The organism is Dyella sp. S184, from assembly GCF_009766065.1.
GTDB lineage: Bacteria > Pseudomonadota > Gammaproteobacteria > Xanthomonadales > Rhodanobacteraceae > Rhodanobacter.
Genome location: NZ_LMUE01000002.1, coordinates 401884 through 415762, shown reverse-complemented (window position 1 = coordinate 415762; position 13879 = coordinate 401884). Strand labels below are relative to the sequence as shown.

The 13879-nt window shown below is 62.1% G+C and carries 12 protein-coding genes and 1 riboswitch; of the genes, 10 read left to right on the top strand and 2 right to left on the bottom strand.

Annotated features, from left to right (window positions below):
* Positions 1-57: 57 nt before the first annotated feature.
* From grpE to GSQ75_RS01760, 5 genes are all read left to right on the top strand, one after another.
* Positions 58-591: a nucleotide exchange factor GrpE gene (grpE, locus tag GSQ75_RS01780; RefSeq protein WP_158752819.1), complete on the top strand. Its 534-nt coding sequence runs from the start codon at positions 58-60 to the stop codon at positions 589-591.
* 147 nt (positions 592-738) lie between these two features.
* Positions 739-2658: a molecular chaperone DnaK gene (gene dnaK, locus GSQ75_RS01775; RefSeq protein WP_158752818.1), complete on the top strand. Its 1920-nt coding sequence runs from the start codon at positions 739-741 to the stop codon at positions 2656-2658.
* 134 nt (positions 2659-2792) lie between these two features.
* The gene (dnaJ, locus tag GSQ75_RS01770) at positions 2793-3920 is read left to right on the top strand and encodes a molecular chaperone DnaJ (RefSeq protein WP_158752817.1); all 1128 of its coding nucleotides are present in this window, start codon (positions 2793-2795) and stop codon (positions 3918-3920) included.
* Between the two features lie 60 nt (positions 3921-3980).
* Entirely contained in the window at positions 3981-4781 is an 801-nt protein-coding gene (gene dapB / locus GSQ75_RS01765) for a 4-hydroxy-tetrahydrodipicolinate reductase (RefSeq protein WP_158752816.1), read from the top strand.
* Positions 4782-4835: 54 nt separating this feature from the next.
* Positions 4836-4988, top strand: a riboswitch (yybP-ykoY riboswitch).
* 67 nt (positions 4989-5055) lie between these two features.
* Positions 5056-6063 carry a sodium:calcium antiporter gene (locus GSQ75_RS01760; RefSeq protein WP_158752815.1) on the top strand — a complete coding sequence of 336 codons (1008 nt, stop codon included), beginning with the start codon at positions 5056-5058 and terminating at the stop codon, positions 6061-6063.
* A 15-nt stretch (positions 6064-6078) separates the two neighbouring features.
* Here the strand turns inward: GSQ75_RS01760 and GSQ75_RS01755 are convergent, their stop codons facing one another.
* Positions 6079-6774, bottom strand: coding sequence for a 2OG-Fe(II) oxygenase (locus GSQ75_RS01755; RefSeq protein ID WP_158753859.1), 696 nt, complete (start codon positions 6772-6774; stop codon positions 6079-6081).
* 228 nt (positions 6775-7002) lie between these two features.
* Here GSQ75_RS01755 and carA point away from each other — a divergent pair, with 228 nt between their 5' ends.
* The 5 genes from carA to GSQ75_RS01730 all read left to right on the top strand — a co-directional run bounded on the left by carA (position 7003) and on the right by GSQ75_RS01730 (position 13654).
* Positions 7003-8130, top strand: a complete 1128-nt coding sequence (gene carA, locus GSQ75_RS01750) for a glutamine-hydrolyzing carbamoyl-phosphate synthase small subunit (RefSeq protein WP_158752814.1) — start codon at positions 7003-7005, stop codon at positions 8128-8130.
* A gap of 1 nt (position 8131) precedes the next feature.
* Entirely contained in the window at positions 8132-11359 is a 3228-nt protein-coding gene (gene carB, locus GSQ75_RS01745; RefSeq protein ID WP_158752813.1) for a carbamoyl-phosphate synthase large subunit, read from the top strand.
* Positions 11356-11832, top strand: a complete 477-nt coding sequence (gene greA / locus GSQ75_RS01740) for a transcription elongation factor GreA (RefSeq protein ID WP_077444260.1) — start codon at positions 11356-11358, stop codon at positions 11830-11832. Before carB ends, greA begins: the two co-directional genes overlap by 4 nt.
* A 110-nt stretch (positions 11833-11942) precedes the next feature.
* The gene (locus GSQ75_RS01735) at positions 11943-13106 is read left to right on the top strand and encodes a glycosyltransferase (RefSeq protein ID WP_158752812.1); all 1164 of its coding nucleotides are present in this window, start codon (positions 11943-11945) and stop codon (positions 13104-13106) included.
* 53 nt (positions 13107-13159) lie between these two features.
* Positions 13160-13654, top strand: coding sequence for a hypothetical protein (locus GSQ75_RS01730; RefSeq protein WP_158752811.1), 495 nt, complete (start codon positions 13160-13162; stop codon positions 13652-13654).
* A 55-nt stretch (positions 13655-13709) separates the two neighbouring features.
* On the opposite strand, the gene ykgO is transcribed toward GSQ75_RS01730, so the two are convergent.
* Positions 13710-13835: a type B 50S ribosomal protein L36 gene (gene ykgO, locus GSQ75_RS01725; RefSeq protein WP_007080705.1), complete on the bottom strand. Its 126-nt coding sequence runs from the start codon at positions 13833-13835 to the stop codon at positions 13710-13712.
* Positions 13836-13879 lie beyond the last annotated feature (44 nt).

Genomic DNA, 13879 nt, shown 5'->3' with positions numbered 1-13879 from the left:
GCAAAAAATGTAAGGCCGGCATTCGTGTTGGCCACGGACTTTCGTTTGGAGTGATGCATGCATAACAACGATCCTCAGTCGCACGAAGAGGCACACGATCAGGGTTCTTCGGCGGAATCTTCGACGAGCGAACTCAGCAGCTTGCAGGCTCGCGTGGCCGAGCTGGAAGCAGGCAATGCCGAGTTGCGTGAGACCGTGCTGCGCGAGAAGGCCGAGATCGAGAACCAGCGCCGTCGGCTGCATCGCGATGTGGAACAGGCGCGCCGCTTCGCCAATGAGAAGCTGCTGAATGAGTTGCTGCCGGTCTACGACGGGCTGGAGAGCGGCCTCGCAGTGGAGGGTGGCGATATCGCCTCGATGCGCGAGGGCATCAGCCTGACCTTGAAGTCGTTGCTGAAAGTGGCCGAGAACAACGGCATGTCGCAGATCGACCCGCTCGGCCAGCCGCTCGACCCGGACCGTCATCACGCCGTGAGCATGGTCGACGCACCAGGCAAGGCAGCGGGCACGGTGGTCAGCGTGCTGCAGAAAGGCTACGTGCTGAACGACCGGTTGCTGCGTCCAGCTCTGGTCGCGGTGGCCAAGGACTGAAATTTTCTTGCTGGCGCCAGCCTGAACGGGGCGCCGGTAAACACCACGAAATCGCATCCGGGGCCTGGTCGGCATTGAATCGGCAGACCAGACCCCCATCTGAAAACCATCGCGGCCACGGGGGCCGCAAAGACTTGGAGCTTACACATGGGCAAGATCATCGGTATCGACCTGGGCACCACCAACTCCTGCGTGTCCGTGATGGACGGCAGCACGGCGAAGGTCATTGAGAATTCGGAAGGCGATCGCACCACGCCGTCCATCGTCGCCTTCAACAAAGACGGTGAAGTCCTGGTGGGCGCCTCGGCCAAGCGCCAGAGCGTGACCAACCCCAAGAACACCTTTTATGCGGTGAAGCGCCTGATCGGCCGCAAGTTCACCGATGCCGAGGTGCAGAAAGACCTGCACATCGTTCCGTACAAGATCGTCGCGCACGACAACGGCGACGCCTGGGTCGAGACCTCCGACGGCAAGAAGATGGCGCCGCAGGAGATCGCCGCCAAGGTGCTGATGAAGATGAAGAAAACCGCCGAGGACTATCTCGGCGAGCCGGTCACCGAGGCGGTGATCACGGTGCCGGCGTACTTCAACGACAGCCAGCGCCAGGCGACCAAGGACGCCGGCAAGATTGCCGGCCTCGACGTCAAGCGCATCATCAACGAGCCGACCGCGGCCGCGCTGGCCTATGGCATGGACAAGAAGGGTGGCGACCGCAAGATCGCGGTGTACGACCTTGGCGGCGGCACGTTCGACGTGTCGATCATCGAGATCGCGGAAGTCGACGGCGAGAAGCAGTTCGAAGTGCTGGCGACGAACGGCGATACGTTCCTCGGTGGCGAAGACTTCGACATGCGCGTCATCGACTACCTCGTCGATGAATTCAACAAGGAGCAGGGCATCGACCTGCGCAAGGATCCGTTGGCACTGCAGCGCCTGAAGGATGCGGCCGAGCGCGCGAAGATCGAGCTGTCCTCCAATCATCAGACCGACGTGAACCTGCCGTACGTGACAGCGGACGCTTCCGGTCCGAAGCATCTGAACATCAAGCTGACCCGCGCCAAGCTGGAATCGCTGGTGGACGAGCTGATCAAGCGCACCATCGAGCCGTGCCGTACGGCACTCAACGATGCCGGTCTGCGTGTATCCGATATCAATGAGGTGATCCTCGTCGGTGGCCAGACCCGCATGCCGAAGGTGCAGGAGTCGGTGAAGGACTTCTTTGGGAAGGAGCCGCGCAAGGACGTCAATCCGGACGAAGCTGTCGCCGTCGGCGCAGCGATCCAGGGCGGTGTGCTGGGCGGTACCGTCAAGGACGTGCTGCTGCTCGACGTCACCCCACTGTCGCTCGGTATCGAGACGATGGGTGGTGTGATGACCAAGCTGATCGAGAAGAACACCACGGTGCCGACCAAGGCCGCGCAGACGTTTTCCACCGCCGATGACAACCAGACCGCGGTGACCGTGCACGTGCTGCAGGGTGAGCGCGAGCGCGCCAGCGCGAACAAGTCGCTGGGCAAGTTCGACCTGTCCGGCATCGACGCCGCACCGCGTGGCCAGCCGCAGATCGAAGTGACCTTCGACATCGACGCCAACGGTATCCTGCATGTGTCGGCCAAGGACAAGAAGACCGGCAAGGAACAGAAGATCGAGATCAAGGCCGGTTCGGGCCTGTCCGAGGACGAGATCCAGCGGATGGTTGCCGATGCCGAGGCGAACAAGGAAGAGGACAAGAAGTTCCATGAACTGGTAGCCACCCGCAACAAGGCCGATCAGTTGGTGCATGCCACCCGCAGCGCGCTGAAAGAGCATGGTGGCAAGGTGCCGCCCGATCAGCTCTCGGTGATCGAAGGCGCGTTGTCCGATCTGGAAAAGGTCAAGGACAGCGACGACAAGACTGCGATCGAGGCCAAGGTCGAGAAGTTGGAGCAGGCCGCGCAGGCACTTCAGGCGGCGGCACAGGGCGGCGGCCAGGCTGATGCCGGTCCGCAGGCAGGGCCGCATGGTTCGGCTCAACCGGACGATGTGGTCGACGCCGAGTTCACCGAGGTTAAGGACGACAAGAAGTAATCGATAGCGTTATTGACATGGTCGATTCGGCAGCCCGCGTCCGGAATTCCAGGCGTGGGCTGTTTGTTGAGAGAATGCAGGACATGGAACGACTGGTTCCATGCAGGGGCGTGACAAGCAGTGTGGATAGGTGAATGAGCAAGCGTGACTATTACGAAGTACTGGGTGTCGAACGTACCGTCACCGAGATCGAGCTGAAGAAGTCCTTCCGTCGGTTGGCGATGAAGTACCACCCGGACCGCTGCCCGGACGATCCGCACGCGCAGGAGAAATTCAAGGAGGCCAAGGAGGCCTACGAGGTGCTGTCCGACGCGCAGAAACGCCAGATGTACGACCAGCATGGCCACGCTGCGTTCGAACACGGCATGGGCGGCCGCGGTGGTGCCGGTTTCGGCGACGTTGGCGATATTTTTGGCGATATTTTTGGTGACATCTTCGGCAGGAACGGCGGCGGTCGCGGTCGCCCGCGGCGTGGTGCCGACCTGCGCTACATCATGGAGCTGGACCTGGAAGAAGCGGTCTTCGGCGTCAGCCGGCAGATCGAGATACCGACCCAGGTCAATTGCCACCATTGCAATGGCAGTGGCTCGGAAGACGGCAAAGTCAGCAAGTGCAAGACCTGCCACGGTCACGGCCAGGTGCGCATGCAGAACGGCATCTTCTCGATCCAGCAGGCTTGCCCGCATTGCGGTGGCACCGGCCAGGCGATCGAGAAGCCGTGCAAAAAGTGCCATGGCGAAGGTCGGATCGAGGAAACCCGTACGCTGTCGGTGCAGATTCCCGAAGGTGTCGACAACGGCGATCGCATCCGTCTGACCGGGCAGGGCGAAGCTGGCCCATCCGGTACCCCGGCTGGCGACCTGTATGTGGAAGTGCAGGTGCGCGAGCACGCGATCTTCCAGCGCGAAGGCAATGATCTGTACTGCGAACTGCCGATCCGTTTCTCCCAGGCTGCCCTGGGTGCCGAGCTTCCGGTGCCGACGCTGGAAGGCGAGGTACCCATCAGCATTCCGTCCGAAACACAGACTGGCACCCAGTTCCGCCTGCGCGGTCGTGGAGTCAAGTCGGTGCGCAGCAGCCGTCATGGTGATCTGATCTGTCGCGTGGTGGTGGAAACCCCAGTGCGGCTGACCAAGCAGCAGCGCGAGCTGCTCGAATCGCTGGAAGCCACCTTCGGCGGCAGCGATGCCGACAAGCACACCCCGCGCGCGAAAGGCTGGGTCGATGGCGTGAAGCAGTTCTGGTCCAAAGTTACTGCGTGATGCCAGCGGCGCACGCGGTAGCATGATGTGCCGATCGACGTTTCCGACTGGAGTTTGCTGATGTCCCGACCTCTTCGCCTCGCCATCAGTGGCGCCTCTGGCCGCATGGGGCGTGCGTTGCTGAGCCTGCTCGGTGACGACACGCGCTTCGAGCTGGTGCATGCGATGGTGGCGCCCGGTTCGGCCCACACGGGTCAGCCCGTGTTTGTGGGCCGTGCCGATTCATTGCGTTACGCGCATGACTGGATGCATGCGCCGGCGCCGGATGTCGTCATCGACTTCAGCGGACCGGCAGCTCTTGCGACGGCGCTGGACTATTGCCTGATGCACGGCACCGCCCTGGTGAGCGGCACCACGGGTATCGACGCTGCACTGGAAACGCGACTTGCCGACGCCAGCAAGCGGATAGCGATCCTGCGTGCGGCAAATTTCAGTCTCGGCGTGGTGCTGCTGAAGCGGCTGCTGCGTGAAGCTGCTGCCGCGCTGCCAGGTTGGGATCTGGAGATCGTCGAGGCACATCATGGCCGCAAGCAGGACGCGCCGTCCGGTACCGCGCTGGCGCTCGGCCATGCCGCTGCTGCTGCGCGCCACACCACGCTGGAAGCGGCGGCGGTGTACAGCCGCGAAGGCCAGACGGGCAAACGCGTCGATGGCAGCATCGGTTTCGCGGTGGTACGTGGCGGCGATATCGTTGGCGAGCATATGGCCATGTTGATCGGTCAGGGCGAACGGCTGGAGCTGGGCCATCGTGCCACTGACCGTTCGATTTTCGCGCGAGGCGCCTTGCAGGCGGCGCATTGGCTGGTGGGTCGTGCGCCTGGGCAATGGCAGCTGGATGACGTGATCGCCACGCCGCACTGAGTCACGGTTCGCCAGCATCAGCTTGTATCGCACCGTTGCTGCCGTTAGCATCGACGCGTTGTCATTGGGGAGTAGCCTGCCTCGTCCCCAGAGGCGTTCGCATCAACATACTTGGTCGCCAGCTGTTTCCGGTGCCATGGTGCGAACAGCAGTCGTCGCCGTCAGGCGGCGGTTCTGCCCGGCGAGACCTTTGGCCATCGACATGCTTACCCGGCCGGGCGAGCGGTGTCGTTGAGCCATCGGTTATCCCGCTCGCCCGGCCCGCGTGCATTCCATGTTGATTACCCTGTGTCTGTTCATCGGCTCCGCTGGCGCGATCTATCTCGCCTGCGAGTACTTCGTCAACGGGGTCGAATGGTTTGGGCAGAAGCTCAAGCTGGGTGCAACCGCGACCGGTACGGTGCTGGCTGCGTTCGGTACGGCACTCCCGGAAAGCGCGGTGACCTTTGTCGCGGTGATCTTCGGCAAAACGCCCGAAGCTCGCGATATCGGCGTAGGCGCAGCACTGGGTGGTCCCTTGGTGCTGGCGACGATCGCCTATGCGGTAGTAGGTGCGGCGCTATGGTTCAACTTGAGAAGACTCAAGCGCCCAGATCGCATCATTCGTGTCGATCATCGGCGACTGGCGCGTGACCAATCGTGGTTCCTCGCGATTTTCGTGGTCAAGATGGGTCTGGGGCTGGTCGTATTTGCGATCAAGCCGTGGTTTGGCGTGCTGTTTCTGGCCGCCTATGCGATGTACGTGTGGCGCGAGGTGCGCAGCAGCGACAGCGTGCCTGAAGAAGAGATACTCGAGCCGCTGAAGTTTCGCCCACAGGATGCTGATCCCGCACTGCGCTGGGTGGCGGGGCAGACCGTGGCAGCCTTGCTGGTGATTGCAGCTGCGTCGCGGTTGTTTGTCAGCCAGCTCGAGGCGATTGGCGTTGCATTCGCGCTGCCACCGCATCTGGTGGCGCTCGTACTGAGTCCCGTCGCGACGGAATTGCCGGAAACCATCAACGCGTTGATCTGGGTGCGCCAGGGCAAGGAGCGCCTCGCACTGGCGAATATTTCCGGTGCGATGATGATCCAGGCCACCATCCCCAGCTCGCTGGCCCTGTTCGCCACGCCATGGCTGTTCGATGCGCCATTGATCGTGGCTGGCGTGACGACTGCGATCGCCATCGTATATCTGTGGTGGCTGTTCCAGCGCGGCCGGGTCGATGCGCGCTGGTTGCTGCCGGTCGGCTTGCTGTATGGCGTGTTTGCCGCATTTGTCGGCTGGCATTTTGCCAGCCAGTGAAATCAGGCGCCGTATTCAGTCTCGATGCGAGGCGTTGCGGTCGCGCTTGGCTCCCAGCTTGGTGTCCAGATTGCCGAACAACTTCTTGAATGCCCGCGAGAACTTGCCGCGTTTCGTCTTGCGCAGCTTCTCTTCTTCGCTGGTGAGCCACGCGACCTGGATGACCCGCCGTTCACCCTCGTAGGGCAAGTGACCATGGAAAGAGTTTTCGCAGCGCTTGAAGACAGCAAACTCGCCGTAGAGCGGGATCAGTTCTGGCGTCACGATGCTGTCGATGTCGTCGATCTTGTGCAGGAAGCGCAGGCAGCCATCGCTGGTGTCAGGCCATTGCGTGTTCAGATAGATCAGCGCCGTGGCCACCTTGGACTTGCTGTCGGTATGGATGGTGCCGTGCCGCTTGTTGAGCAGGCGGCACAAGGTGACCAGGGTCGGATACTGGGCGAGGTTGTCGATGCCCAGGTGCTGGCCGACAGCACTGGCGAATGCCGGTGAAGTCATGCCATCGATCAGAGCATTGACCGACGGGCCGCAATCGCTCGGGTCGTAGGGGAAGAAGCCGGCGCTGCTGTAGCGTGGGAAATCGCGATCAAGGTCGCTGCGTGCCTCGTCCGGCAGCTGGCCGTGGGCAACCATGAACGGGAAGGGGTGTTGCTGTACCGTCGTGTCCGGGCGATCGAGCCTGGCGGGATCGAGCAGGACGGCGGCACTCATGACAGCAGCACTCATGGCGCATTCAACTCCATTGAAATGTTGCTTAGTGTAACGCCGGCAGATCGGCGTGTACTGGCGTTGAAACGCACGATTCATACTCCGTGAGGTGGACAGAAACGGCGCCGCCACTTATCATTTCCACCCGCCCTGATCCTTTCCTTTCCAAGCTCCACAAGCCAGCAATCGTGCGGCTTGCGGACTCTGCTGCATCTAAAAGGCGGTTACTGTATGCCTATTCCTGCTCTGCTCGCCCTCGAAGACGGCAGCCTGTTCCATGGTCATGCCGTTGGCGCGACTGGCGAAACCGTTGGCGAAGTGGTCTTCAACACCGCAATGACCGGTTACCAGGAGATCCTCACGGATCCTTCCTATTCGCGCCAGATCGTCACGCTGACCTATCCACATATCGGCAATACCGGCGTCAACGCCGAGGATGTCGAATCCACGGCCGTGCATGCCGCCGGACTGATCGTGCGTGATGTCCCGCGCCGGGCCAGCAGCTGGCGCAGCAACGAAAGCCTGCCCGATTACCTGAAGCGCCACGGCACAGTCGCCATTGCCGGCATCGATACCCGCCGGCTGACCCGTATCCTGCGCGACAAGGGTGCGCTGGCCGGCTGCATCGTGGCGGGCGAGCAGATCGACGCCGAAGCTGCATTCGCCAAGGCACGCGCCTTCCCTGGCTTGAACGGGATGGATCTGGCCAAGGTGGTCAGCACGGTCAAGCCGTATGTGTGGAAGCAGGGCGTTTATGACCTGGACCGCACCGAATTCAATCAACCGGCGACGCGTTTCAAAGTGGTTGCCTACGACTTCGGTACCAAACTCAACATCCTGCGCTTGCTGGCCGAACAGGGTTGCGAGGTCACCGTGGTGCCGGCGCAGACACCTGCGGCCCAAGTGCTGGCGATGAAGCCGGATGGGGTATTCCTGTCCAACGGTCCGGGTGATCCGGCGGCCTGTGATTACGCGATCGTTGCCACACGCGAGCTGCTGGACGCGAAGATTCCGCTGTTTGGCATCTGCCTCGGTCATCAGTTGATGGGTCTGGCGCTGGGCGCGAAGACGCTGAAGATGAAATTCGGCCATCACGGCGCCAACCATCCAGTGAAGGATCACGATGACGGCCGCGTGCTGATCACTTCGCAGAATCATGGCTTTGCGGTTGACCCGGTGACATTGCCGCCAAATGTGCGGGTGACGCATACCTCGTTGTTCGATGGCTCGCTGCAGGGCTTCGCGCTGACCGACCGTCCGGCGTTCTGCTTCCAGGGTCATCCGGAAGCGAGTCCCGGCCCGCTCGACATTGGCTACCTGTTCAAACGTTTCGCCGCACTCATGCAGGAGGCCCGCTGAGATGGCCAAGCGTACCGATATCAAGAGCATCCTCATCATCGGCGCTGGCCCGATCGTGATCGGCCAGGCCTGCGAGTTTGACTACTCCGGCGCACAGGCCTGCAAGGCGCTGAAGGAAGAGGGCTACCGGGTGATCCTGGTGAACTCCAATCCCGCCACGATCATGACCGACCCGGAGACCGCCGACGCGGTCTATATCGAGCCGATCAACTGGCAGACGGTGGAGCGCATCATCGCGAAGGAGCGCCCGGATGCGGTGTTGCCGACGATGGGCGGTCAGACCGGCCTGAACTGCGTGCTCGATCTGGCCGACCACGGTGTGCTGGAGAAGTACAACGTCGAGCTGATCGGCGCCTCGCGCGAAGCGATCCGCATGGCCGAGGACCGCGAGTTGTTCCGTGTGGCGATGGCCGAGATCGGGCTGGATTGCCCGAAAGCCGAAGTCGTGCGCACGTTCGAACAGGCGCTGGTGACACAGGCCAAGGTCGGTTTCCCGACTGTCATCCGCCCGAGCTTCACGCTCGGTGGCTCCGGTGGCGGCATCGCTTACAACAAGGAAGAGTTCGAGGAGATCGTCAAGCGCGGTCTGGAACTCTCACCGGTGGGTGAGGTGCTGGTCGAAGAGTCCGTACTGGGCTGGAAAGAATTCGAGATGGAAGTGGTTCGCGACACCGCGGACAACTGCATCATCGTCTGCTCGATCGAGAACCTCGATCCGATGGGCGTGCACACGGGCGACTCGATCACCGTGGCGCCGGCACAGACGCTCACCGACAAGGAATACCAGCGCCTGCGCGATGCCTCGATCGCGGTGCTGCGCAAGATCGGCGTGGATACCGGTGGCTCCAACGTGCAGTTCGGCATCAATGCCGAGAATGGCCGCGTCGTCGTCATCGAGATGAATCCGCGCGTGTCGCGTTCGTCCGCGCTGGCGTCGAAGGCGACCGGTTTCCCGATCGCCAAGATCGCCGCCAAGCTGGCTGTCGGCTACACGCTCGATGAATTGAAGAACGACATCACCGGTGGTCTGACTCCGGCCTCGTTCGAGCCGTCGATCGACTACGTGGTCACCAAGATTCCGCGTTTCGCGTTCGAGAAATTCCCGACCGCCGATGCCCGACTCACCACCCAGATGAAATCGGTGGGCGAAGTGATGGCGATTGGCCGCAGCTTCCATGAGTCATTGCAGAAAGCGCTGCGCGGGCTGGAGATCGGCAAGACCGGCCTCAACCCGACCGGGCTGGACATCACGACCGAAGATGGTCTGGCGGTACTCAAGCGCGAACTGCGCGAGCCGCGACCGGACCGCGTTTTCCATCTGGCCGATGCGTTCCGCGCCGGCCTGTCGCTGGAAGAAGTACACAACCTGAGCAGGGTCGATCCATGGTTCCTCGCCGCGTTCGAGGACATCGTGCTGACCGAGGCGGAAGTCATCAAGCAGGGGCTGACTGCGCTCGACGAGCCGCGCATGCGCGAACTCAAGCGGCTCGGTTTCGCCGATGCGCGGGTGGCCGAACTGCTCAATACCGATGAGGCCGCGGTGCGCCATCTGCGCCACACGCTCGGCGTGCGCCCGGTGTACAAGCGGGTGGATTCGTGCGCGGCCGAGTTCGCCACCAGTACCGCCTACATGTATTCGACCTACGAGGAAGAGTGCGAGGCAAATCCGACCGGTCGCGACAAGATCATCGTGCTCGGCGGTGGCCCGAACCGCATCGGCCAAGGCATCGAGTTCGACTATTGCTGCGTGCATGCCTCGCTGGCGCTCCGTGAGGATGGCTACGAGACCATCATGGTCAACTGCAATCCGGAAACCGTCTCGACCGATTACGACACCTCCGATCGTTTGTACTTCGAACCGCTGACGCTGGAGGACGTGCTGGAAATCGTCCATCTGGAAAAGCCGAAGGGCGTGATCGTGCAGTACGGTGGGCAGACCCCGCTGAAACTGGCGCGCGCGCTGGAAGCGGCCGGCGTGCCGATCATCGGCACCAGCCCGGACAGCATCGATCTGGCTGAAGATCGCGAACGCTTCCAGCAGATGATCGAAAAGATCGGCCTGAAGCAGCCGCCGAACCGCACTGCGCGCAATGCCGACGAAGCGCTGGCGCTGGCCCGCGAGATCGGTTATCCGCTGGTCGTGCGGCCGAGCTATGTGCTCGGCGGCCGCGCGATGGAAGTGGTGCATGACGACGCCGATCTGTCGCGTTACATCCGCGATGCGGTGAAAGTCTCCAACGATTCACCGGTGCTGCTCGATCGCTTCCTCGATCATGCGGTCGAGGTGGATGTGGACGTGATCGCCGATGCCGAAGGCAATGTCCTCATCGGCGGCATCATGGAGCATATCGAGGAGGCTGGCGTGCACTCGGGCGACTCGTCCTGCTCGCTGCCGCCGTATTCACTGTCGGCCGAGATCCAGGACGAGCTGCGCCATCAGGTGGCTGCGATGGCGAGGGAGCTGAAGGTCATCGGCCTGATGAACACGCAGTTCGCGATCCAAGGCGATACCGTGTTCATCCTGGAAGTGAATCCGCGCGCCTCGCGTACGGTGCCGTTCGTTTCCAAGGCTACCGGTGTACCGCTGGCCAAGATCGCTGCCCGCGTGATGGCCGGCCGCACACTGGCCAGTCTGGGAGCGACGCGCGAAGTGATCCCCGCGTATTACTCGGTGAAGGAAGCGATCTTCCCGTTCCTGAAGTTCCAGAACGTCGACCCGATCCTCGGGCCCGAGATGCGCTCGACCGGTGAAGTGATGGGTGTGGGTCGCAGCTTTGGCGCCGCGTTCGCACGCGGCCACGAGGCGGCCGGCATCAGGCCGCCGACCGTGGGCAAGGCATTCCTGTCCGTGCGGGATGGCGACAAGGATCGGCTGCTGCCGGTGGCCAAGGAAATCATCGCGCGCGGCTTCAACCTGGTGGCGACCGCAGGTACCGCCAGTTATCTGGCCGAACATGGTGTCGTCTGCGAGCGCATCAACAAGGTGCTCGAGGGGAGGCCGCACATCGTCGACCTGATCAAGAACGGCGAGATCGTGTATATCGTCAACACTACCGAGGGCAAGCAGGCGATCGCCGACTCGTTCTCTATCCGGCGCGAAGCCCTGCAGCATCGCGTCACCTATTCCACCACCGTGGCAGGCGCCCGTGCGCTCGTGCATTCGCTGGATTTCCACAGCGATGGCGAGGTGCACAGCCTGCAGGAACTGCACAAGGAGCTCCGTGCATGAGTCGTGCACCCATTACCAAGGCGGGTTCGGAGCGTCTGCGCGCCGAGCTTGAGCGGCTGAAGTCGGTTGATCGGCCGCGCATCATCGCGGCGATTGCCGAGGCGCGCGCACACGGCGATCTCAAGGAAAACGCCGAGTATCACGCCGCGCGCGAGCAGCAGAGTTTCACCGAGGGTCGTATCGGCCAGCTCGAGGCTCTGCTATCGACGGCCGAAGTGATCGATGTTACCCAGCTCAATCCCGGCAACCGCGTGGTGTTCGGTGCCATCGTCGATCTGGAAGATGAGGACAGCGGGACGGCGGTGACCTACCAGATCGTTGGCGATCTGGAGGCGGACATCAAGCAACGATGGATTGCGGTGTCTTCACCGATTGCCCGTGCACTGATCGGCAAGAGTGTGGGCGACAGCTTCGAGTTCACTGCGCCGAATGGCGTCAAGCATTACGAAATCACCGGTGTGCGCTATTCGTGAGAGTGTGAGTACGTGTTGAGGGAAATGCCGGTCGCTGCATGCGACCGGCATGATAACGAGCTGGCGGTGTAGCCGCCTCCGTCGATTGGCACCTGACCCTGGACCGCGACATGCCGCAGCAGAAGATCCTGTTCCTCAGCGTCTCGGCCGGTGCCGGCCACATGCGTGCGGCGGAGGCACTGCGCCTCACTGCCGAGGCAAGCTTGCCGGATGTCGAGACCAAGCATCTGGATGCGATGGACTACGTGCCGTCCGCATTCCGCAAGCTTTACACCGATTTCTATATCACGCTGATCAGCAGCTACCCGACACTGTGGGGCATGCTGTATCAGCGCAGTTCGGAGGCCGATCCCGACGGTCCGATGCAGAAACTGCGACGGGCGATCGAGCGACTGGGTACGGGTGATCTGCGCAAGGCGATCAACGCGTTTGCGCCTGATGCCATCGTCTGCACCCACTTCCTGCCTGCCGAAATGCTGATGCATGAGATCCGGCGCGAGCGGTTTACGGTACCGGTGTGGGTCCAGGTTACTGATTTCGACCTGCATGGCATGTGGGTGATTCCATGCATGACGGGCTTTTTCGCCGCCAGCGATGAAATTGCCTTCCGCATGAAGGCGAATCGCATCGAAGCGGGACGCGTCCATACCACCGGTATTCCGGTGATGCCCGAGTTCACCCAGCCGCAGGATCGCCAGGCCTGCGCCGAGCGCTTTGGCCTCGATCCGACCAAGCAAACCATCATGCTGATGGGCGGTGGTGCCGGCGTCGGCAAGCTCGACGAGGTGGCAGCTGCGCTGATGCGGCTCGAATACGACTTCCAGCTGATCGTGCTGGCCGGGCGCAACGAGGCAGCGCTGGCCAAGCTGAAAGCTTATGCAGCGGAATATCCAGGGCGACTGTTTCCGTTTGGCTTCACCAACGAAGTGGCGCTGCTGATGGCCTGCTCCAACCTGGTGATCACCAAGCCCGGTGGGCTGACCACCTCCGAGTGCCTTGCGATGGGCGTGCCGATGGTGGTCTATGCACCTGTTCCCGGCCAGGAAGAACGAAACGCGGACTACGTGCTGGAGCAGGGGGCGGCGCTCAAGGCGATCGACCTGATCTCGCTTGAATACCGGGTGCGTCAATTGCTGGCCGGGCCACAGCGGCTGGCGCGGATGCGTGAATGTGCGCGTCGTCTGGGTCAGCCGCAGGCAGCACAGCGTGTGCTGGAGATCGTGCAGGCCCAGCTTGCAGGCCAACAGTCAGCGACTACGTCGGTGGATCATTGAGCGTGCATCAGCTGGACCAACGACACTTGCCTGCAGGAGAAGCGCCAGTCTCCATGCGTCCCCTGGTACTGCTCCTGACGCTCGGCTGGACTATCCTGCTGGCTTTTTTCTTTGCCAACGTGGAGATCCAGATCGAGGGTGCTGCCGGTTGGGCGGCGAATCTGCCGACCTGGCGCATCGAGCATCACTGGCTGCTGGATATTTTCTGGGGCAGCCGGCCGATGACCGGTTATCACGCCTGGCTTTTCCCATGCATGGGACTGTTTTTCCATTTCCCGCTGATCTTCACCGGCCGCTGGAATTGGCGCGCCGAAGCGCGTGTGTTCGCCTGCATCATGTTGTTCTGGATCACCGAGGACTTTCTGTGGTTCGTGTTCAACCCGGCCTATGGTGTGGCGCATTTCGCGCCACGCTACATCCCGTGGCATATCCACTGGTGGGGCCCGGCACCCAGCGACTACTGGGTTTCGCTGTCCGTGTCAGGGGTGCTGTTCTGGTTGTCGTGTCGCCCGATACCATGGCGCCGCCAAGAGCCTGCCGCCGGATAGCGGGCACAAAAAAGGCCGCACATGTGCGGCCTTTTCATGACTCATTACGCTGGGATCAGCGCTGACGAGCCTTGAAACGGGGATTGCTTTTGCAGATCACGAACACCTTGCCGCGACGACGCACAATCTTGCAATCGCGGTGCCGCGCCTTGGCGGACTTCAAAGAGTTAAGCACCTTCACGGCCAGCTCCTGACACAAACGGGAAATTAAGCAGGCAATTGTAA